Below are 18,607 nucleotides of genomic sequence, written 5' to 3'. Positions count from 1 at the left end.
TTTCAATGATTGGAACATTAAGCGAACAAATGTAGGCGTCAATCCGCTTGTGCCGGTTCGAGCCGCGGCCCGACCAAGCCGAAGAAGGCGCCCTGAGGATCGAAGGCGTGAACGCTCCATTCGCCTCCAGGGATCTGGTTGGGCTCGCCCATGACGTTGCCGCCGCCAGCCCTGGCTGTGGAGACGGCGCGGTCAATGTCGTCGACGCCAAAGTAGAAAGTCCAGCCGCCGACGGGCATCGAATCCGGCTTCTTCATCACGGCGCCGATGCCGATCCCGTCCGCCTGCAGAAAGCGGTAGTCGCCCATGTGGCCCATCGGCATTGCGCCTTCCTGCGTCCAGCCGAAGTGCCTGCTGTAGAACGCGAGGGCTGCGTCGTCGTCGGGCGTGACCAGTTCGTTCCAGCGCACGGTCTGCGGCCGATCCACCGAGAAGACGTCGCTGGTGGCATCGGGATCGTGCGCGGGCGGCACCGGCGTCATCGCGTAGAAAGGCACACCCTGCGGGTCGGTGACGAGCGCGAAGCTGCCGACCGCGATGGTCATTTTCGGCATCATTACGCCGCCCCCATCCGCGACGATCGCCTCGACCGTCGCGTCCAGGTCGGGCGTATGGATGTACCCGAACCATCCCGGCCGCGCGCCACCGGCCAGCATCTCGTCGGTCAGCGCGAGCATACCGCCCGCGCTGCCGCCGTCGCTTCGGATGATGTGGCGGTACTCGATACCCTGCGGCGCCTGCGGGCCCTCTGCGGTGACCTGCCAGCCCACGACATCGCCGTAGAAGGCGCTGGCTGCGTCGGGATCGGTGGTCATCAGTTCGTACCAGATGAAGCTGCCTGCCGGATTGGTCATGGCCACTCTCCCAGGGCAACGACGGGTTGAAAGCCGCCGAAGATCATGCGCTTGCCGTCGAACGGCACCGGATTCTGCTCCTGATCGAAACGCGGATCGTTCTCCATGAGGTCCATAAGCGCGGCCATCTGCGCGTCGCGCGTGGCCTTGTCGGGCCATTCGATCCAGCTGAAGCAGACCGTCTCGTCGTCCTTCGCCTCGACGGCGCGGAAGAAGTCGGTCTGCTTGCCATGCTGGACCTCGTCGCCCCAGCATTCCCAGACCCGCTTGGCCCCGTATTCCAGGAAAATGGGGTCGATCTCGCGGGCATAGGCAATGAAGCGGTCCTTGTTGGCTGTAGGGACCGGGATCAAGAAGCCTTCGATATAAGACATGGTACGTCTCCTGCTCAGACGGGCTCGCGGTATCCCGCCATCTGATCGGCCAGCGCGCGCTGAAAAGCGGGTCGGGCCTCGCCCCGGGCCTTGAAGGCGGCGAGGGCGGGGAAGCCGTCCAGCAGGTCGGTGTGATTCACATTGCGCAGCACCGATGTCATCATGATGTCGGCAATGGTGAAGGGGCCGGCGAACCACTCCCGCTCGCCCAGCGCCTTCTCGGTGCTCTCGAGCCTGGCGCGCGCCAGTTCGAGCATCGCCGGACGGGCTTCCCTGGCCCAGGGCTGGCCGGCGAGGAAGAAGTCGAGATTGACGATCTGCATCAGCGAGGGCTCGACGCTGTTGAGCGCCGCGATGGTCCAGGTGATCGCCGACCAGCGGATGCCGGGATCGCGGGGCAGCAGGCGCTCGTCCTGCTCGCCCAGATAGAGCAGGATCGCGCCGCTTTCGAACAGGCGCATGTCGCCGTCGGCGAAGGCGGGCACCTGGGCATAGGGCTGCCAGTCGCGGTAGCCCTCGGGCTTGGGCTTGAAGGCATCGAGGTTCTGCACCGCATAGTCGCGCCCGATTTCCTCCAGCGCCCAGCGCACGCGCAGATCGCGGACCATGCCCTTGGCGAAAGCGGGCACATTGTCGAAGGCGCTGATCACGGTCTCGGCGGTATCGGTCATCGGCATGGTCGTCTCTCCATCGGCGTCGCTGCGAATCGATCTTGCCTGACGGTGGCACTTGGGTTACAAAAAGCAACGATGAAGTTGCAAAAAGAAACCAAAGCGGGTCGAGACGTTCAGGGAACACCCAAAGTCCACGGCAAGTGGTATGGCGATGCCTGCGCCGCCGCCTTCGGCATGGAGCTGATCGGTGAGCGCTGGACGCTGCTCGTCATCCGCGAGCTGATGCTGGGCGGCCGCCGTTTCAGCGACATCCGCGCCAGCCTGCCCAACCTTTCCGCCAAGACGCTGACCGAGCGGCTGGAGACGCTGCAGGAGCTGGGCCTGGTCGAGCGCGCGCACTTGCCGCCGCCGGTCTCGGCGCAGGTCTATCAGCTCACCGAGTGGGGCCGCGGGCTGGAAAAGGTGCTGCAGGAACTGGGCCGCTGGGCCCTGCGCGCGCCGTTCCACGATCCCACCCTGCCGCTCACGCCCACCTCGCTCATGCTCTCGATGCGCACGCTGCTCGATCACCGCAAGATTGGTGACATGGAGCTGTGGGTCGCCTTCGACGTGGGTGAGGATCACTTCGCCGGACGCCTGCGCCACGACGGGCTCAGCATCCATCCCGTCGGCGATACCATGCTCTCGCCCGACCTGCGTTTCAGCGCGGGCAGCGCCTCGGACTTCCTGCCCGTGTTCTACGGCAAGAAGACGCCCGAGGAAGCGGGCAACCGGCTGGCCATCGGCGGCGACGCGGATCTGGCGCGGCGGTTCATCGACCTGTTCGCACTGCCGGAAAAGGTGGAGATGAAGGCTGCGGGGTGAACTAGGCGGCGTGGACAAATTCCTCGTGGTCACGGCCGGAGGCAAAACCCGTCAATTCAAGAAGGCGAGGTGCAGGACTATGTCGATAGTTCCAGCCGAGCCGACGCGGAAGTGGCGGGTTTTGGTCCGGCCCCGCAGGGGTTGGCGTCAGATTGGCCCTGGCAGCGTTGTTCCGGCTTGAAAGAGGCCTGCTCTGTCTGCGCCTTCGCGCCTCACCAGGGCCAATCTGACGCCAACCGTGATCCGCGAGGAATTTGTCCACGCCGCCTAGAAGCTTGCCCATTACCCTTATTCGTCATTGCGAGGAGGCGAAGCCGACGCAGCAATCCAGAGCGAGCGCAAACCGCCCTGGATTGCTTCACCCCGCGGGCTCGCAATGACGAAGGTATAGCGTGCGGAAAGGACGAAGGCCGGACACCACCCCTTCCTTTTCGGACAGGTCCGCCGCTAATCCGGCCAAAGCTTATTGCGGTGCAGCGCCGCGTCCTTTAGGCGGGTGGCGATATGGCTGAATCTGCGAACATCATGACCGACACCCGCGACTCCACTGTACTGGCTGCTCCCGACACCGAAGTCGACGTGCGCGAAACCTTCGGGATCGACATCGATATGAAGGTGCCCGCTTTCTCGAAGGCGGACGAGCGCGTGCCCGACCTCGACGCGACCTACGTGTTCGATCCGGACACCACGTTGGCGATCCTCGCGGGCTTTGCCTTCAACCGCCGCGTGATGGTGCAGGGCTACCACGGCACCGGCAAGTCGACCCATATCGAGCAGGTCGCCGCCCGCCTCAACTGGCCGTGCATCCGTATCAACCTCGATGCGCACATCAGCCGTATCGACCTGATCGGCCGCGACGCCATCGTCCTGCGCGATGGGTTGCAGGTCACCGAGTTCCGCGAAGGCCTGCTGCCGTGGGCGCTGCAGCACCCGGTCGCGCTGGTGTTCGACGAATACGACGCCGGCCGGCCCGACGTGATGTTCGTGATCCAGCGCATTCTGGAGACCGAGGGCAAGCTGACCCTGCTCGACCAGAACCGCGTGATCCGCCCGGACAAGCACTTCCGCCTCTTCGCCACCGCCAACACGGTGGGCCTCGGCGATACCTCGGGCCTCTATCACGGCACCCAGCAGATCAACCAGGGCCAGATGGACCGCTGGAATCTGGTGGTCGGCCTCAACTACCTTCCGGCCGAGACCGAGATCGCCATCGTCACCGCCAAGGTGCCGCAGGTCGATGCCGGAACCATCGCCAACATGGTCAAGGTCGCCGACTTCTCGCGTCAGGGCTTCATGAACGGCGACATCTCGACCGTGATGAGCCCGCGCACGGTGATCACCTGGGCGCAGAACGCGGCGATCTTCAAGGACGTCGGCTTCGCCTTCCGCCTCTCGTTCCTCAACAAGTGCGACGAGACCGAGCGCATGCTGGTGGCCGAATACTACCAGCGGGTCTTCGGGACGGAGCTGCCGGAGAGTGTGGTGGGCAAGGCTTGAGGGGGGGCAGACTTTCAAGCGACCGCAATAGGCCGGTTGCGGAAGGGCAGCTCACAGAGGCATAGCTTCAGAAAGCCGCCAGTCAGCTTTCTACACGCGATTCCTTCGGCGCCGTTGAAAGCGGTCCTTAAGCAGTCGATCATTTCTGGCCACCCTGTGGGTTATCCGGCTTCCCGTAAGTGGACATTTATCGAAGGTGTCCAAATCGCCAACTAATCCGTCCTACCGACAAGACTCCAGCCAAAAGTAATCATCCACCGGCTTGAACAACCCTGGCACCGCGCGGAACGCGCTGCACTGTATGGGGTACTCAAGTTTGCAAATATGGTCGTCATCGGCTTGACGCCACCCTCACTGCAGGCATCGATGTCGAGGCTGCACAAAGGTTCCTGACTAGCATGCGCTTGATTGGACCGCGACTTTGTGCGAGCGAACAGTGCGCGAGAGCAATGCTGAAGATTGCTTGGGCATGCCTGTTGGGCCTCGGGGGAATGCATGCGAACTATGAGACTGGCAGTGATGCTGATGCTGGCGGCAACGGCGATGCCAGCGTCGGCGGAGCATTGGACAACGGTTCCTTCGAAGCTTCGCGATGCGACTGCGCCATTGCCTGTTGCCGTTCATCTCGTGCAAGATAAGCTACTGATCGGGCCGGACCCCGGGGCTGGGATGACCCCCAACAATTATGGGTTGATCGGTGCCCTGTTGATAGGAGCGCTGGAAGACGGCCAGTCGAAACGCGGGCGAGCGGAGGTGCTGCCTCTACTGCAGGCGCTGGGCGACTTCGATGGCGCCAAACCCCTTATGGCTGGTGTCTCGAGCGGTTTGGCAGAACAACCATGGATTCAGCTCGTGTCGCAGTCCTCGCTGCGCGACGGCAGTATTGCGGCCAAAGATGCGCTGCTCGAAACGGTCGATACTAATTACCTGATCGATATCGATTGCCGATATAATGTTGGAGAGAGCTTCCAGGCAATCTTTGGCATCTGTTCGGTGAGGGTAGCCGACAAGCGGACTGTTGGGAATCAGCCGGGCGATCGCTGGAAGGACGGAAAGCTCGCTTTTAGCAAGTCTGCGGAAGTGGAAGTGGCGCTCGATACGTCTGTATTCACGGTGCCCTTGCCTCATTGTTATGGGCAGCTGCGTCGGTCGACCTGCCGAGCGAAATGGATGGACAACAGCGCTGCTCTCATGCGTCAGGAGTTGACCGTAGCACTTAACCGATTGGGTCGCCTTGCTGTCAGAGCGCTCAGCCTCAGCGCCGCCGAGGCGGATATCAAGGAAAAGTTAAAGACCAAGGGGGTGATGCTGTCGATGCCCTATCATTCCGGTGCACTGCTGGATGGCGGCGAGAATATCATAGACGTGGGGCGCAGGTCCGACTTCATGAAAGGGGCTAAGCAGGCTGTCCTGAAAACCGACAGCGACGGGGCGTCGATTATCGAAGTTTCCGGCAGCCTTTACGATAGAAGGGTGATAGCAGCACCGTGATGTATTAATCCGCACAAGCTGCGGATTAAGCATACCAATTTTGGGTCGGGGGAGGAAGAAATCCTTCGATTTGCAATAGTTTACGCGGTTCGATGTAGACCTACACAAGCTCCCTTCGGCCAGAGCTATTTGCACCCGCTCGTACCAATAAGCGTCAGCCTTTAATCAGCCAATCTAGGCTTCTGGCCGATTGGGTCGGCAGGCGAAACCGGACGGGCGGCTTCCTGGATCGTCAAATCGATCCTCGAACGGCCAACTAGGGCGCAAAGTTGCCATCAAGAGTAACTGCATTTCCCGATACACTCACACTTTCCTCCCCCTTGATGGGGGAGGGATACGCAGGCTTGTGCCCGCGAAGCGGGTGCTAGCCGCAGTTGGGCGGGGGTGAGGTCCCGGCGCCGCGCTTCATCACCCCCTTCCAACTGCGCCTAGGTTCGCTGCGCTCTCCAAGGCTTCGTATCCTTCCCCCATCAAGGGGGAAGGGGTGGAGGCGAATTTCCGCATTTTCCTACACACTCCCGCCTGCGGTACCCTCGCCGCATGCCTCACACCCATAACCCCCGTCCGTTCCGCCGTTCCAACGCCGAGTACCGCTGGAGCCGGCTCCGCATCCATGCCTTCCTGCGCGCGCTGGCGGTGACGGGGTCGGTCGCGGCGGCGTCGCGCGCCGTGGGGGTGAGCCGGCAGTCGGCCTATCGCCTGCGCCGGCGGCTCGGCGCGGGCTTTGCGGAGGTCTGGGACGAGGGGCTGCGCCTCGGCGCGCAGATGCGGCGGGGCGGGCTGGTCTACGACGCGCAAGGTGACAGGTGGGTGCCGCAAGGTGACACTTTCGCGCGCCAAGGTGACACCGGAGGCGCAAGGTGACACGTTTTCCCCTGGACCGTGTCACGCGTGTCAACCGGACTGTCACCTTGTGACCGTCGAGGGTTCACGCGGAGGCGCGGAGACGCGGAGGAATGGGGCTTGCGGCGCAGCCGCTTTCCTTGCGGGCCTCGCGGCTGACGAAAGCTCCGGGAAGGGCAAGGCGCCTGCGGCGCGGCGGGACCTCTTCGCGCCTTCGCGCCTCCGCGCCTCCGCGTGAACCCTTCCGCCATTGCGTCTGGCAATGCGCCGTCTGCCAGTCGCAGGCGTCGGGTGCCTCGTCCGGGCCATGCTGTTTTTCCGGCACTGCCCAATTTGTCAAAGTCGACGGCCCCTAGACCTACGGCGAATTACACCCTAGGCCTTCACCGTCTGGCTTGCGGAAGTTCCGGCTTGCCTCGGTGCCAAGGGGGAGAACATCTATTCTTGTTAAATCCTTGGCCGGTCCCATGCGGATCGCACGGAGACATTCACAGGCATGAATCTAGCCTATTCGGTAGCTGGTCTTCTGGTCGGAATTCTTGTCGGTCTGACCGGAGTCGGCGGCGGTTCGCTGATGGCGCCGATCCTGATCCTGTTTTTCGGGTTCAATCCGGCCGTCGCCATCGGCACGGACTTGTGGTTTGCCGCCATTACCAAGAGCGTGGGCGGGCTGATCCATCGCCGCGTCGGCTCGCCGGACTGGCAAGTGATCCGCCGTCTGGCGCTGGGCTCGGTCCCGGCGGCCGTCGTCACATTGGTCTGGCTGAAGGTATTCCACCAGGGTCGGCTCGATGCCGACGTGCTTTTCATCCTGCTGGGCATTGCGCTGCTGCTGACTGCCGCGGTGATGCCCTTCAAGGACAAGTTGCGCTCGCCGCTCATCGAACTGCGCCGCAAGCTGGGCCCCAGCCTGCGGCGGCGCCAGTTCTGGTGTACGGTGGTCTCCGGAGCAGCCGTGGGGGCTCTGGTTACCATCACCTCGATCGGCGCCGGGGCACTGGTCGCGGTGCTCCTGATGATGCTCTACCCGCTGCGCCTCGATACGCGCACGGTCGTGAGTACCGACATTCTCCATGCCATCCCGCTGGCCCTCGTCGCCGCGATTGGGCAGTCGTGGCTGGGCAACGTCGACATGTCGCTGCTGGCGATGCTGCTGCTCGGCTCGATCCCGGGAATCATCATCGGCTCGCTCATCGCCGGGAAGATCGACGAGCGCCTGATCCGCTACATCCTCGCCGCGATGCTGGCCATTTCGGGTTTCAAGCTTCTCACCGCCTGATCGCGATCACCCTTCGGGATAGACTGCGCATACAAAGTAGAGCCCGTCGGGCGGGGCGTTGAGGCCGAGGGCCTGCCGGTCGCGGGCTTCGAGGGCTTCGGCCACCTGCTCCTCGCGCCAGCGGCCCATGCCGACCATCGCGAGGCAGCCGACCATCGAGCGGACCTGATGGTGCAGGAAACTGCGCGCCTCGGCCTCGATCAGCACCTGCTCGCCCTTGCGCCACACGTCGAGCCGGTCGAGCGTCTTCAGGGGGCTCTTCGCTTGGCAGTGGGCCGAGCGGAACGTGGTGAAGTCGTGCAGCCCGACCAGCGCCTGCGCGGCGCGGTGCATGGCCTCGGCATCGAGCGGGCGGGAGACCAGCCAGGCCTTCCCCCGCTCCAGCGTCAGCGGCGCGCGGCGGTTGACGATGCGGTAGATATAGGCGCGCCCGGTGCAGGAAAAGCGGGCGTGCCAGTCGTCCGCCACTTGCTCGCAGGCGGTCACCGCGACCGGATTCGGCCGCATCCGCGCATTGAGCGCTTCCATCAGGCGGAAGGGGGTGAAGGCCTTGACGATGTCGATATGGGCACGCATGGCGAGGGCATGGACGCCGGTGTCGGTGCGCCCGGCAGCATGCATCGTTACTGCCTCTCCGGTGATGGCACGGGCCGCGTCCTCGACCGTCTGCTGCACCGAGGGTCCGTGCGCCTGCCGCTGCAGGCCCATGAAGGGCGCGCCGTCGAATTCGAGGGTGAGGGCAAAGCGGGTCATTTCGCCACGCCGATACAGGACTGGCGCAGCGGTGCAAATGGCTTGGCGCATGGGCGGGGGGATGGCACCATGCGATCTTCGAGGAAGAGGAGCCGAGATTATGGCTGAGAATGAACGGGCGGAAACCGAGCGCCCGCGTTTCGAGATTTTCAGGGGCGCCGATGCGACGCCGCTCGAGGAATGCGACTGCATGACCAACGACAGCGAGACGCCCAACCTGATCGCCATGCAGCCCAAGTTCGCAGAGGCCATGACGGTGCGCGGCGAATATGCCGACGTTCCCTACCGCCGCGAGGGCATGAGCCTCGCTCGGCTGTGGGTGAAGAGCGGTTTCCCGCTGCCGTTGCACACGCACGACTGCGATTGCCTCTACTACGTCGTCGCCGGATCGATCCGCATGGGCACCGAGACGCTGGTGGCCGGGGACGGGTTCTTCGTCGGCAGCGAAGTGCCCTATGCCTACACCGCCGGGCCCGAAGGCGCCGAAGTGCTGGAATTTCGCGGCACCGACAGCTTCAACATCCGCGTCAAGGACAAGCCCATGGGCGCCTGGGAGAAATACGTCGACCAGCTCCGCGACGGCGGCACACGCTGGGCGGATGAACCCCCGCCCGTGCGCAAGATGCCGGAGAAGGTCTGAGGGGCTTCCCCCTCCGTCAGCCCTGACGGGCTGCCCCCTCCCCAAGACAAGCTCGGGGAGGGGGACTATCCGCATAGCGGATGGTGGAGGGGGATTTACCCCAGCTTCGTCCCCGCAGGAACGGGCTTGCCGCGCAGCAGGTCGGCGGCGTCCATCGCGGGTTTGCCGGCGCGCTGGATGCGGGTGACGCGGATCGCGCCGGTCCCGCAGGCGACGGTGAGAACATCGTCGAGCGCCGTGCCGGGTACGCCCGATCCCTCGGCAAGATCGGCGGCGAGCACCTTGTAGCGCTCGCCGTCGAGTTCGAAGAAGGCGCCGGGCGCGGGCATGAAGGCGCGAACCTGTCGCTCGACCTGCTCGGCGGGCTGCGCGAAGTCGATCCGGGCTTCGGCCTTGTCGATCTTCTTCGCGTAAGTCACCCCGTCCTCGGGCTGGGCAACCGGGCGGTGGATCGCCAGATCGCGCAGCGTGCCGACAAGAAGCTGCGCACCTTTCTCGGCCAGCTCCGCGGTCAGCTCGCCGGCGGTCTTGCGGTCGATGGTGGTGCGCAAAGTGGCGAGCATCGGGCCGGTATCGAGCCCGGCCTCCATCTGCATGATGGTGACGCCGGTGGTCGGATCGCCCGCGAGGATCGCCCTCTGGATCGGCGCCGCCCCGCGCCAGCGCGGCAGGATCGAGGCGTGGATGTTGAGGCACCCGCGTGCAGGTGCATCGAGGATCGCCTGCGGCAGGATCAGCCCGTAAGCGGCGACGACGGCGATGTCGGCCTCCAGCGCGGCGAAGGCGGCCTGTTCCTCGGCGCCCTTGAGCGAAACCGGATGGCGCACCGCGATCCCGCGCAGTTCGGCTTCCTTGTGGACGGGCGAGGGGGTCAGTTCCTTGCCGCGCCGGCCACCGGGGCGCGGGGGCTGGGTATAGGCGGCCACGATCTCGTGCCCGGCCTCGACCAGGGCGACCAGCGCCGGCACCGCGAAATCGGGCGTTCCCATGAAGATGATGCGCATATGTGGGGAAATCTCCGGGTCTCTTTCGCTTGTGCCCGCAAGGCCCTATCGGTCAAGCTATGGCATCGCAAGAGATCGAGACGCTTACCGTCGCCCTGTCGCGCCTTCCCGGCCTGGGGCCGCGCTCCGCCCGCCGCGCCGTGCTCTGGCTGATCAAGCGGCGCGAGACGGCGCTGGTGCAGCTGCTCGATGCGCTGGCGAAAGTGCGCGATACGCTGGTCGAGTGCGATACCTGTGGGAACGTCGATACCACCAACCCCTGCGGCATCTGCACCGATCCGCGCCGCGATGCCCGCTCGATCTGCGTCGTCGAGGAAGTGGCCGACCTCTGGGCGCTCGACCGCGCCAAGCTCTTCACCGGGCGCTATCATGTGCTCGGCGGCAGGCTCTCGGCGCTCGACGGCGTGCGGCCGGAGGACCTGACGATCGATCGCCTGCTCCACCGCATCGAGGAAGGCGGGATCGATGAAGTCCTGCTCGCCATGAACGCGACGCTCGAGGGGCAGACGACCGCGCACTACATCGCCGAGAGGCTGGAGAACTATCCGGTTCGCGTTACTCAGCTCGCGCACGGCCTGCCGGTCGGCGGCGAGCTGGACTATCTCGACGAGGGCACGCTCGCCCAGGCGATCAGGGCGCGCCGTCCTCTGGGGTGACGGTGGTTGCCGCTGGGAGGGCCGCGTCCTCTTCGGTGGTCGCAGGCTGATCGGACGGCGCTTCCGGAGCGACAGGCTCGACCGCCTCGCCCGGCTTCACACCCGCTTCGATGAGCCAGTAGGCAATGCCATCGGCGGCTGCCTGCATCCCCGCCTTGTTGAGATGCCATTGCAGTCCCTGCTTACCATCGTAGCCTTGCGGCGCGCCGATCATCCACGGCTCGGGATCGCACGGCGTATGGTTGGCGGAGGCAAGGTTCATCTCGACCACCAGCGCGCCGTTGGCGATGGCAACCCGGTCGGTCATCTCCGCCAGACGCTGGCCAATGGCACGGATAATGGCGGCGTGCTCTTCGCTGACCGGCGTTGCCGCGCAGAGCGATCCGGCAGGTGGCAGCGGTGAGAGGTACTGGACGAATACGACCCTCGCTTGCGGCGCTACGTCGCGGATTCGCTGAACTATGGCATTGAGCTGGGCTTCGTCGCGGGCATAGTCTGCCTCGGTCGGAATCCGGACGGGCGCGCAGGACTTCGGCTTAGCGCCGGACAAGGCCACGGCCTTGGCATTGAAGGCGCAAGTCGCCGAAAACAGGTTGCCGACGTAGGACAGGTCGTTGCCGCCAATGGTAATCGTCACCAGCCGCGTTTCCGGTGTGACGCTGGCGACCTGCGCCGGGACTTCATTCCACGGACCGAGCACATGGTCGGTTTTCGCGCCCGAGCAGCTACGGTCGATAAGCACCATGCCGAACCGCTCGGCCAGTAGCGTGGGATAGTTATTCAGGCTCTGACCGCAGCGGGCCGGCGCACCGGGTTTGGCAGGGGGTAGCAAGGGGCCTGCCGCGTAAGACGAGCCCATAGCAACGTACTGTGCGCCTTCCAGCGTGTCCTCGACCGCTTCGGCTTGGGCCTTGTCCGTACCAGCCATGGCGGGCGTCAGCGGCAAAATGGAGGCTGCCGCCGACAGGGCAGCCGCAACGGCAATCCGCTTCATCACTTCACCCAGTCCAGACCGATTTCTTCGTAAATGTCGCGCGCTTCGGCCCAGTTCTCCTCAACCTTCACGTGCAGGAAGAGATGAACCTTCTGGCCGAGGATTTCGGCGAGTTCCTTGCGGGCCGCTTCCCCGATCGCGCGGATCTTCGCCCCGCGCTTGCCTAGCACGATGGCCTTCTGGCTGTCGCGTGCAACGACGATCTGCTGGCGGACTTCGACTGAGCCGTCTTTCCGCTGCGTGTAGCTCTCGGGACGTACCGCGGTGTCATAAGGCAGTTCGTCGTGGAGTTGCTGGTAGAGCTGTTCGCGCGTGATCTCGCAGGCGAGCAGGCGTTCCGAAGCATCCGAGACCTGCTCCTCGGGATAGTGCCAGGGGCCTTCTGGCATCAGGTCGGCAAGGCGCTGCTTCAGTTCGGGAACGCCGTCGCCGGAGAGGGCCGAGACGAAGAACACTTCGTCGAAGGCGGCCTTGCCGGTCAGGTCTTCGGCCAGCGCGAGCAGCGGTTCCTTGGCACTGGCGTCCACCTTGTTGAGGACGAGCAGCTTACGCTCCGAACGGTCTTTCAGCGTTTCCAGCAGCGGTTCGAGTTCATGGCGTCTCTGCTTCACGGCATCGACGACAAGCAGGATGGCATCGGCCTCCTGAGCCCCTTCCCAAGCGGCGGCGACCATCGCCCGGTCGAGCCGGCGACGGGGCGCGAAGATGCCGGGCGTGTCGGCGAGGATGATCTGCACGTCGTCCTTCAGCGCGATGCCCATCAGCCGGGCGCGTGTGGTCTGCGCCTTGGCCGAGGTGATGGCGACCTTCTGGCCGACAAGAGCGTTGACGAGCGTGGACTTGCCCGCATTGGGCGCGCCGATCACGGCGACCAGACCGCATTTTTCGGTCATTGAGACAGTGTTCCTTTGAATTTCGTGCGTGGCGGTGGTCGAACACACCCTGCGCACGCGCTATTTGGGGCAACAGCCGGCGCGTTGCAATTGCAAAGCCGTTTGCCTGCGTCTGACGTCAGCAATTACCCGAATTTGCGCATGAACTCTTCTGCGGCCTGCGTTTCGGCATCCTGCTTTGAATTGGCGGTTGCCTGTGCCGAGCCGACATTGTGGACCGAGACCTCGACGGTGAAGCGCGAGGCATGGTCCGGACCGCTGCGTTCGACAAGGCGGTACTCGGGCATGCGGCGGCGATTGCCGGCGGCCCATTCCTGCAGCGCCGACTTGGGGTGCTTGCGCTTGCCCGTCTTGCCGGCGAGCGTGTCGGTCCAAAGGCTTCGGACCATGTCGCGCGCGGCCGGAAAGCCGTTCTCGATGAAGCAGGCCCCGATCAGTGCTTCCATCACGTCGCCCAGGATGTTGTCTGAATCGAGCCCACCATCGTCGCGGGCCTGTTTGCCCAACCGCATGTGCGGCCCGAGTCCGATATCGCGGGCGATCCGCGCGCAAGTGGCGCGGCTGACGAGCGCGTTGAGCCGCTGCGAGAGACGCCCTTCGGCCTCTTCGCTGTTCTGATAAAGCCATTCAGCGACCGACAGTCCGAGAACCCGGTCGCCGAGGAATTCCAGTCTCTCGTAGTTACGCTTTTCGCCGGTCGAGCCGTGCGTCAGGGCTGCAATCCACAGCGCCTCGTCCTTGGGCTCGCAGCCGGAATGCTGGATTATAAAAGCGCGGGTGTCACCATCAAGCATAGGCATGGCGAAGTCAGATCGTGCTCCCGATCCGGTTCCAGCGTGCAGCGGTGAACCAGGTCCAGGGCTTCAGCCATTCGGCCGAACCGTCGGTAGAGAACATCATCACTGCGGCCTTGCCCACGAGGTTCTTTTGCGGGACGATCCCGATGCCGCCGCCCTCGACGGCAGGAAAGCGGCTGTCCATCGAGTTGTCGCGATTGTCGCCCATCACGAACATGTGTCCCTCGGGCACGATGAAGGTCTGGGTGTTGTCGGCATCGACGCCCCAGGGATTGTTCGCATCCGACGGCCCGAAGTCGAGCACGTTGTAGCTCTTGCCGCCGGGCAGCGTTTCGCGGAACTGCGGATAGTGGCAGAAGGCCTTGCCGTTGACGTCCATCTTCTGGAAGCGGGGGGCATAGCAGTGGGTGTTCGGGGAAACCGGCACCACGAAATCGCCAATGCGCTTCTTGGGGATGGGCTTGCCGTTCAACCAGACCTGACCGCTCTTCACCTGCACTTCATCGCCCGGCAGACCGATCACGCGCTTGATGTAATCGACGTGGTTGCCCGGCGGCGCCTTGAAAATGACGACGTCGCCGCGGTCGGGCTGGTTGGCGAGGATGCGGCCCGGGATCAGAGGTACGCTGAAGGGCAGCGAATACTTGGAATAGCCGTAGGACCACTTGGTGGCGAATAGATAGTCGCCGTCGAGCAGGCGGGGCAGCATGGACTCGCTGGGAATGTTGAACGGCGAGATGATGAAACTGCGCAGCGCCAGCACACCCAGCACCAGCCAAAGGAGGAAGGAGAAGAAGTTCTCGTCCTTCTTCACGGGCGCTTTCGGCTTGTCGCCAGTCTTTTGGGGCGCTGGATTTTTGGTTTCCGCGTCGGCGGCGCTGGGAGTCTCGCTCATGCGCGAACCCTTGTTGCCAGCAGGGCGATACGTCAAGAGCGTTACCTGCCAAGTAGAGGGCCAGATCGATTATGGCACAAACTCGCGCTTGGATTTCGCGGATGCAGCACCCATAAGACCTCCGATCAGGGCCAGTGAGGAGTGATGCATGAGCGATGCGGTGTGGAACAAGCTGAAGGATCTCGACAAGCCGACTCTCGCGCAATTGTTCGCTGCCGATCCCGACCGCCTAGACACATTTGCGACGCCCTTCGAACTCGGTGACGAGGAGAGCTCTTGTTCGATCCGTTTCGACTGGTCGAAGACGCATCTCGACGCCGCTCACGTGGCCGCTTTCGAGGAACTCGCCGAAGCCATGAACTTCGCCGGTCGCCGGGCAGCGCTGTTTGCCGGAGAGGTCGTCAACGTGACTGAGGCGCGCGCCGCCGAGCACACCGCCCAGCGCGGTGTCGGCAAGGAGGAGAGCGTCGCTCTGGCCGCCGAGAACCATCACCGCATGGCGGCGATTGTCGAGGCCATTCATCGCGGCGCGATGGGCGATGTGAAGCATCTGATCCATGTCGGCATCGGCGGCTCTGCGCTTGGCCCCGCTCTCGCGGTAGATGCATTGGCCCGCGACGGAGCGATGGTCGATGTGCATGTCGTTTCCAATATCGATGGTTGCGCCCTCGAAGAGGCTTTCGAGGCATGCGATCCCGCGACGACCATGCTGGCGGTTGCGTCCAAGACTTTCACGACCATTGAAACCATGACCAACGCCGAAAGCGCGATCGCATGGCTTCGCGAGAACGGTGTGGATGATCCCTACGGTCGGGTCGTGGCGCTTACGGCCTCGCCCGAAAAGGCAATGGAATGGGGCGTCGACGAGACCCGGATACTGCCGTTCTCCGAAAGCGTCGGCGGGCGCTATTCGCTGTGGTCCTCGATCGGCTTTCCTGTGGCCATGGCCCTGGGCTGTCCCGACTTCGCGGAGTTCCTCGCCGGGGCCGCCGCGATGGACGAGCATTTCCGCGATGCCGAGGGTATGGCCAATCTGCCGCTGCGGGCTGCCTTCGCGGACCAGTATTACACGCGCCTGCGCGGCTGCCAGACGCGGGCGGTATTCGCCTATGACGAACGTCTGGCGATGCTGCCCGACTATTTGCAGCAACTCGAAATGGAATCGAACGGCAAGAGCGTGAAGGTCGACGGCTCGCCAGTGGACGGACCGACCGCGCCGATCACCTGGGGCGGCGTCGGGACCGATGCCCAACACGCCGTGTTCCAGCTGCTCCATCAGGGCACGACGCTGGTGCCGGTGGACTTCATCGCAGCTATCGCGCCGGGGCACGATCTGGCACCGCTGCATCACCGCATCCTGCTTTCCAACTGCTTCGCTCAGGGTGCGGCGCTGATGGCGGGCAAGGAAAGCGACGACCCGGCCCGCGCCTATCCGGGCGACCGTCCCTCGGCCACTATTCTGTTGGATGAAGTCAGTCCGGCGACTTTCGGTGCCCTGATTGCCTTCCATGAACACCGCACCTTTGCCAACGCGGTGCTGATGGGCATCAATCCCTTCGACCAGTTCGGTGTCGAACTCGGCAAGGAAATCGCCAAACAGATCGAGAAGGGCGGTACGACTTTCGATCCTTCGACGGAGGCTTTGCTGGAGCTTGCAGGGATCGACTGAGGTCCGGCCTTCGCATCGGCTCTCGTCGGCGTCGCCTTCCCGCAGGGGCAGCCTTTCAGAAAGCGGCAATATTTGCGCGCTTAAATGGGAGGCCAGGACACGATAAGAAGCAGTCCGTCGCGGATAGGTTCAGGGGAACCAGCGGGCGGCACTGCGGGGGTACGGGGCATGGCGGTCGCATCGAAAACTCTCCGCAACGCGTTCGTGGCAAGCGCGCTGGCACTGGCGCTTTCTGCGTGCGGAGGCGGTGGCGGTGGAGGCGTGAACTCCGCGCCCAGCCCAACACCGTCCCCAACGCCGACGCCTTCGCCCACTCCGACGCCGACCCCGTCTCCGCCCGCCGGATACGTCATCGTGCCGGAAAACCAGCAGCCCAAGCGTTCGGCCGAAGACGACACCGAATTCAGGCGGAACTACATCTCGTTCGAATACGTGAATGCACTTTATGCGCTCGACAACGGCTGGACCGGGCAGGGCGTAAAGGTTGCAGTTCTCGATGACGGGGTGAAGGAAGTCCCCGAACTCGCAGGCAAGATCTCCAGCCTGAGCCGCGACTACGGCACGGTGACCGAAAACGGCGTGACCACCCGCCGCAATGTCATCGGCGATGACTATTCCGATCATGGGACCATGGTTGCGGGGGTGCTTGCGGCGTCCAACAACGGTACCGGCGTTCAGGGCATCGCTCCCGGCGTCGAAATCGTTGCCTTGCGGATCAGCGAGATCAATCTCGACGAGACCAACCCCGACGATCAGGAGACGCTGGGGATCGGCCTTGCCGATGCCATCGACTATGCCGGAAGCCTCGGTATCAAGGTGATCAATGCCTCAATCGCCAAGCTCGATGCTGCCAAGCCGAGTGCGGGCTGGGCACAGGCGGTCGCGAGCTATCAGAAGACTGGCGGGCTTTTCGTCAATGCAGCGGGGAACGAGAGCGCGGATGAGGCCGTCGGCTATCTCGATCTCAATTCCAGCAATTCGAAGAGCTGGCTTTTCGTGGTGGCTTTGGCGGGCACGCAGACCAGCTACCAGTTGGCAGGCTATTCCAATGCGTGCGGTGCCGCCGCGATGAACAATTGCGTCGCCGCCATGGGGACCAATGCCACGCAGGACGTCGATGGGTCGCTCGTCATGTTCAGCGGCACCAGCTCCGCGACGCCGCAGGTCAGCGGCCTTGCCGCGCTGATCCTGAGCAAGTGGCCGCAGCTTTCCGGGATCGAGGCCGGGCAGGTCATCGTCAACACCGCCCGCGACATCGGCGCGAAGGGCGTCGACCCCGTGTACGGTCACGGCCTGATCGATGTGCAGGCGGCCCTCTCGCCAGTGAAACCCACTTTGTCCAACGGTGCGACCCAGACTTCGGCGACAGGCTCCGTCATGGTCGTTCCGACCGCTATCGGCAGTGCTGGTTTCGCGGCCAAGGCGCTGGGCGACGTGACGGTGCTCGATGCCTATGGGCGGGACTTCAAGGGCGATCTTTCCGGGCTTGTCGTCAAGCCCGGCACCGATAGCGCATGGCTGGATCGCCGGGTGCAGGTGCAGGCCCACGCCGGCTCCGCGTTCATCGGTACACCGGACTTGCAGGCCAGTGCGGGTTTCACGCATCTGCGTACCGGGCCGGGTGAAGACGAAGTGCGCACGATGCTTACCAATGGCCGTGTGGCCGTGCGCAGCGGAAAGGCGTGGTTCACCGCTTCACTCAGTTCGAGCGACTCGGTGGCGGACGAGTTCATGGGTCTGGCGCCGAGTTCCGATGCCGTCTTCGCCTATTCGCCTGTCGCCAATCTCGCGATCGGGGCGCGCTATCCGCTGGCGGGCGGTTGGCTCGGCGTCGAGACTGTCGGGGGCAGGACCGATTACGGTTCCGCCAAGGGCGCGGTCGTATCGTGGCGAAAGGCAGGGCTGCGTTTCAAGGCGGGCATGCTGGATGAGAACAACGTCGTGTTCGGTACGCCGACCGGTTCGGGCGCCTTGCGCTTTGGAGACGGGGCGAGGACCGTTTTTCTCGAAGCCTCGCACGACGTCGCGCTCGGAAAGTGGAAGCTGGGGGGCTACGCCAGTCTCGGCGCAACCCGGCTCAAGCTTGCCGACGATACGCTGCTGACCGATGCGGGAACGATGCTGACCAACCGCTTCGGCCTTACCGCAAGCCGGAATGCTCTCGGTGGCCAAATGAGCTTCGGGCTTGTGCAGCCGCTCACGGTCGTATCCGGCAGCGGAACCTACACTGTCGGCTCGAGCTATGATCTCGCCAGCCGTTCCCTGCTCTTCACCAATCGCCGGGTCGACTTTTCCGGTCGGATCGATCCGCTCCTGACCTTGGGGTACGCCCGTGGCGGGTCGAATTCGCTGGTGCACTTCGGGCTGGCCAGCAACGCCGATGCAAGCGACGTGCGTGCATTGGGGATCTGGCGCGTGACATTGCCGTGATGGATCGCTGAAAATCCCGTCGCCGGTTGGCAATCCGGCAGCACATGCCCCATATGCGCC

The 18,607-nt window shown here is 64.1% G+C and carries 18 protein-coding genes; 9 read left to right on the top strand and 9 right to left on the bottom strand.

Going from position 1 to position 18,607, the window contains the following annotated elements:
- Nucleotides 1–38 precede the first annotated feature (38 nt).
- Genes IEX64_RS05410 through IEX64_RS05400 form a run of 3 tightly spaced genes read right to left on the bottom strand, consistent with a single transcriptional unit; the run spans nucleotide 39 to nucleotide 1,905 of the window.
- Entirely contained in the window at nucleotides 39–854 is an 816-nt protein-coding gene (locus IEX64_RS05410; protein WP_188818664.1) for a VOC family protein, read from the bottom strand.
- Entirely contained in the window at nucleotides 851–1,228 is a 378-nt protein-coding gene (locus IEX64_RS05405) for a DUF1428 domain-containing protein (RefSeq protein WP_188818663.1), read from the bottom strand. Before IEX64_RS05405 ends, IEX64_RS05410 begins: the two co-directional genes overlap by 4 nt.
- Nucleotides 1,229–1,242: 14 nt before the next feature.
- The gene (locus IEX64_RS05400; protein ID WP_188818662.1) at nucleotides 1,243–1,905 is read right to left on the bottom strand and encodes a glutathione S-transferase family protein; all 663 of its coding nucleotides are present in this window, start codon (nucleotides 1,903–1,905) and stop codon (nucleotides 1,243–1,245) included.
- Nucleotides 1,906–1,977: 72 nt separating this feature from the next.
- On the opposite strand from IEX64_RS05400, the gene IEX64_RS05395 reads away from it, so the two are divergent.
- The 5 genes from IEX64_RS05395 to IEX64_RS05375 all read left to right on the top strand — a co-directional run bounded on the left by IEX64_RS05395 (nucleotide 1,978) and on the right by IEX64_RS05375 (nucleotide 7,816).
- Nucleotides 1,978–2,706 carry a winged helix-turn-helix transcriptional regulator gene (locus IEX64_RS05395; RefSeq protein ID WP_188818661.1) on the top strand — a complete coding sequence of 243 codons (729 nt, stop codon included), beginning with the start codon at nucleotides 1,978–1,980 and terminating at the stop codon, nucleotides 2,704–2,706.
- Between the two features lie 504 nt (nucleotides 2,707–3,210).
- Nucleotides 3,211–4,203: a cobaltochelatase subunit CobS gene (gene cobS, locus IEX64_RS05390; RefSeq protein WP_188818660.1), complete on the top strand. Its 993-nt coding sequence runs from the start codon at nucleotides 3,211–3,213 to the stop codon at nucleotides 4,201–4,203.
- A 516-nt stretch (nucleotides 4,204–4,719) separates the two neighbouring features.
- Nucleotides 4,720–5,694 (top strand): hypothetical protein, encoded by a 975-nt coding sequence (locus tag IEX64_RS05385; RefSeq protein WP_188818659.1) that lies wholly within the window; start codon nucleotides 4,720–4,722, stop codon nucleotides 5,692–5,694.
- A gap of 540 nt (nucleotides 5,695–6,234) precedes the next feature.
- The gene (locus IEX64_RS05380) at nucleotides 6,235–6,558 is read left to right on the top strand and encodes a LysR family transcriptional regulator (RefSeq protein WP_188818658.1); all 324 of its coding nucleotides are present in this window, start codon (nucleotides 6,235–6,237) and stop codon (nucleotides 6,556–6,558) included.
- Between the two features lie 475 nt (nucleotides 6,559–7,033).
- Nucleotides 7,034–7,816 (top strand): sulfite exporter TauE/SafE family protein, encoded by a 783-nt coding sequence (locus IEX64_RS05375; RefSeq protein WP_188818657.1) that lies wholly within the window; start codon nucleotides 7,034–7,036, stop codon nucleotides 7,814–7,816.
- Nucleotides 7,817–7,822: 6 nt separating this feature from the next.
- On the opposite strand, the gene truA is transcribed toward IEX64_RS05375, so the two are convergent.
- The gene (truA, locus tag IEX64_RS05370) at nucleotides 7,823–8,569 is read right to left on the bottom strand and encodes a tRNA pseudouridine(38-40) synthase TruA (RefSeq protein ID WP_188818656.1); all 747 of its coding nucleotides are present in this window, start codon (nucleotides 8,567–8,569) and stop codon (nucleotides 7,823–7,825) included.
- 100 nt (nucleotides 8,570–8,669) lie between these two features.
- On the opposite strand from truA, the gene IEX64_RS05365 reads away from it, so the two are divergent.
- Nucleotides 8,670–9,209: a cupin domain-containing protein gene (locus tag IEX64_RS05365; RefSeq protein WP_188818655.1), complete on the top strand. Its 540-nt coding sequence runs from the start codon at nucleotides 8,670–8,672 to the stop codon at nucleotides 9,207–9,209.
- 95 nt (nucleotides 9,210–9,304) lie between these two features.
- Here the strand turns inward: IEX64_RS05365 and fmt are convergent, their stop codons facing one another.
- Nucleotides 9,305–10,213, bottom strand: coding sequence for a methionyl-tRNA formyltransferase (gene fmt / locus IEX64_RS05360; RefSeq protein ID WP_188818654.1), 909 nt, complete (start codon nucleotides 10,211–10,213; stop codon nucleotides 9,305–9,307).
- 59 nt (nucleotides 10,214–10,272) lie between these two features.
- Between fmt and recR the strand changes: the two genes are divergently transcribed.
- The gene (gene recR, locus IEX64_RS05355) at nucleotides 10,273–10,869 is read left to right on the top strand and encodes a recombination mediator RecR (RefSeq protein ID WP_188818653.1); all 597 of its coding nucleotides are present in this window, start codon (nucleotides 10,273–10,275) and stop codon (nucleotides 10,867–10,869) included.
- Here recR and IEX64_RS05350 read toward each other — a convergent pair.
- The 4 genes from IEX64_RS05350 to lepB all read right to left on the bottom strand — a co-directional run bounded on the left by IEX64_RS05350 (nucleotide 10,844) and on the right by lepB (nucleotide 14,448).
- On the bottom strand, nucleotides 10,844–11,863 hold the full coding sequence (locus IEX64_RS05350) for an SGNH/GDSL hydrolase family protein (RefSeq protein WP_188818652.1): 1,020 nt from the start codon (nucleotides 11,861–11,863) through the stop codon (nucleotides 10,844–10,846). The genes recR and IEX64_RS05350 overlap by 26 nt on opposite strands.
- Complete coding sequence (gene era / locus IEX64_RS05345; RefSeq protein ID WP_188818651.1) at nucleotides 11,863–12,756, bottom strand: GTPase Era; 894 nt, start codon at nucleotides 12,754–12,756, stop codon at nucleotides 11,863–11,865. Before era ends, IEX64_RS05350 begins: the two co-directional genes overlap by 1 nt.
- Nucleotides 12,757–12,881: 125 nt before the next feature.
- Entirely contained in the window at nucleotides 12,882–13,550 is a 669-nt protein-coding gene (gene rnc / locus IEX64_RS05340; protein ID WP_188818771.1) for a ribonuclease III, read from the bottom strand.
- A 13-nt stretch (nucleotides 13,551–13,563) separates the two neighbouring features.
- Nucleotides 13,564–14,448, bottom strand: coding sequence for a signal peptidase I (lepB, locus tag IEX64_RS05335; protein WP_188818650.1), 885 nt, complete (start codon nucleotides 14,446–14,448; stop codon nucleotides 13,564–13,566).
- Between the two features lie 148 nt (nucleotides 14,449–14,596).
- Here lepB and pgi point away from each other — a divergent pair, with 148 nt between their 5' ends.
- Nucleotides 14,597–16,117: a glucose-6-phosphate isomerase gene (pgi, locus tag IEX64_RS05330; protein WP_188818649.1), complete on the top strand. Its 1,521-nt coding sequence runs from the start codon at nucleotides 14,597–14,599 to the stop codon at nucleotides 16,115–16,117.
- A gap of 354 nt (nucleotides 16,118–16,471) precedes the next feature.
- Entirely contained in the window at nucleotides 16,472–18,547 is a 2,076-nt protein-coding gene (locus IEX64_RS05325; RefSeq protein WP_268238438.1) for a S8 family peptidase, read from the top strand.
- Nucleotides 18,548–18,607 lie beyond the last annotated feature (60 nt).

Origin of the sequence: Novosphingobium indicum (assembly GCF_014645195.1) — a bacterium.
Classification (GTDB): Bacteria; Pseudomonadota; Alphaproteobacteria; order Sphingomonadales; family Sphingomonadaceae; genus Novosphingobium; species Novosphingobium indicum.
The sequence above is the reverse complement of the archived record's forward strand: the minus strand, read 5'-3'. Positions and strand labels throughout refer to the sequence as shown.

Bases quoted from the DNA above. Each gene is read 5' to 3' on its own strand.
- IEX64_RS05410 (WP_188818664.1), bottom strand. From the start codon at position 854: ATGACCAATCCGGCAGGCAGCTTCATCTGGTACGAACTGATGACCACC.
- IEX64_RS05405 (WP_188818663.1), bottom strand. From the start codon at position 1,228: ATGTCTTATATCGAAGGCTTCTTGATCCCGGTCCCTACAGCCAACAAG.
- IEX64_RS05400 (WP_188818662.1), bottom strand. From the start codon at position 1,905: ATGCCGATGACCGATACCGCCGAGACCGTGATCAGCGCCTTCGACAAT.
- IEX64_RS05395 (WP_188818661.1), top strand. From the start codon at position 1,978: ATGAAGTTGCAAAAAGAAACCAAAGCGGGTCGAGACGTTCAGGGAACA.
- cobS (WP_188818660.1), top strand. From the start codon at position 3,211: ATGGCTGAATCTGCGAACATCATGACCGACACCCGCGACTCCACTGTA.
- IEX64_RS05380 (WP_188818658.1), top strand. From the start codon at position 6,235: ATGCCTCACACCCATAACCCCCGTCCGTTCCGCCGTTCCAACGCCGAG.
- IEX64_RS05375 (WP_188818657.1), top strand. From the start codon at position 7,034: ATGAATCTAGCCTATTCGGTAGCTGGTCTTCTGGTCGGAATTCTTGTC.
- truA (WP_188818656.1), bottom strand. From the start codon at position 8,569: ATGACCCGCTTTGCCCTCACCCTCGAATTCGACGGCGCGCCCTTCATG.
- IEX64_RS05365 (WP_188818655.1), top strand. From the start codon at position 8,670: ATGGCTGAGAATGAACGGGCGGAAACCGAGCGCCCGCGTTTCGAGATT.
- fmt (WP_188818654.1), bottom strand. From the start codon at position 10,213: ATGCGCATCATCTTCATGGGAACGCCCGATTTCGCGGTGCCGGCGCTG.
- recR (WP_188818653.1), top strand. From the start codon at position 10,273: ATGGCATCGCAAGAGATCGAGACGCTTACCGTCGCCCTGTCGCGCCTT.
- IEX64_RS05350 (WP_188818652.1), bottom strand. From the start codon at position 11,863: ATGAAGCGGATTGCCGTTGCGGCTGCCCTGTCGGCGGCAGCCTCCATT.
- era (WP_188818651.1), bottom strand. From the start codon at position 12,756: ATGACCGAAAAATGCGGTCTGGTCGCCGTGATCGGCGCGCCCAATGCG.
- rnc (WP_188818771.1), bottom strand. From the start codon at position 13,550: ATGCTTGATGGTGACACCCGCGCTTTTATAATCCAGCATTCCGGCTGC.
- lepB (WP_188818650.1), bottom strand. From the start codon at position 14,448: ATGAGCGAGACTCCCAGCGCCGCCGACGCGGAAACCAAAAATCCAGCG.
- pgi (WP_188818649.1), top strand. From the start codon at position 14,597: ATGAGCGATGCGGTGTGGAACAAGCTGAAGGATCTCGACAAGCCGACT.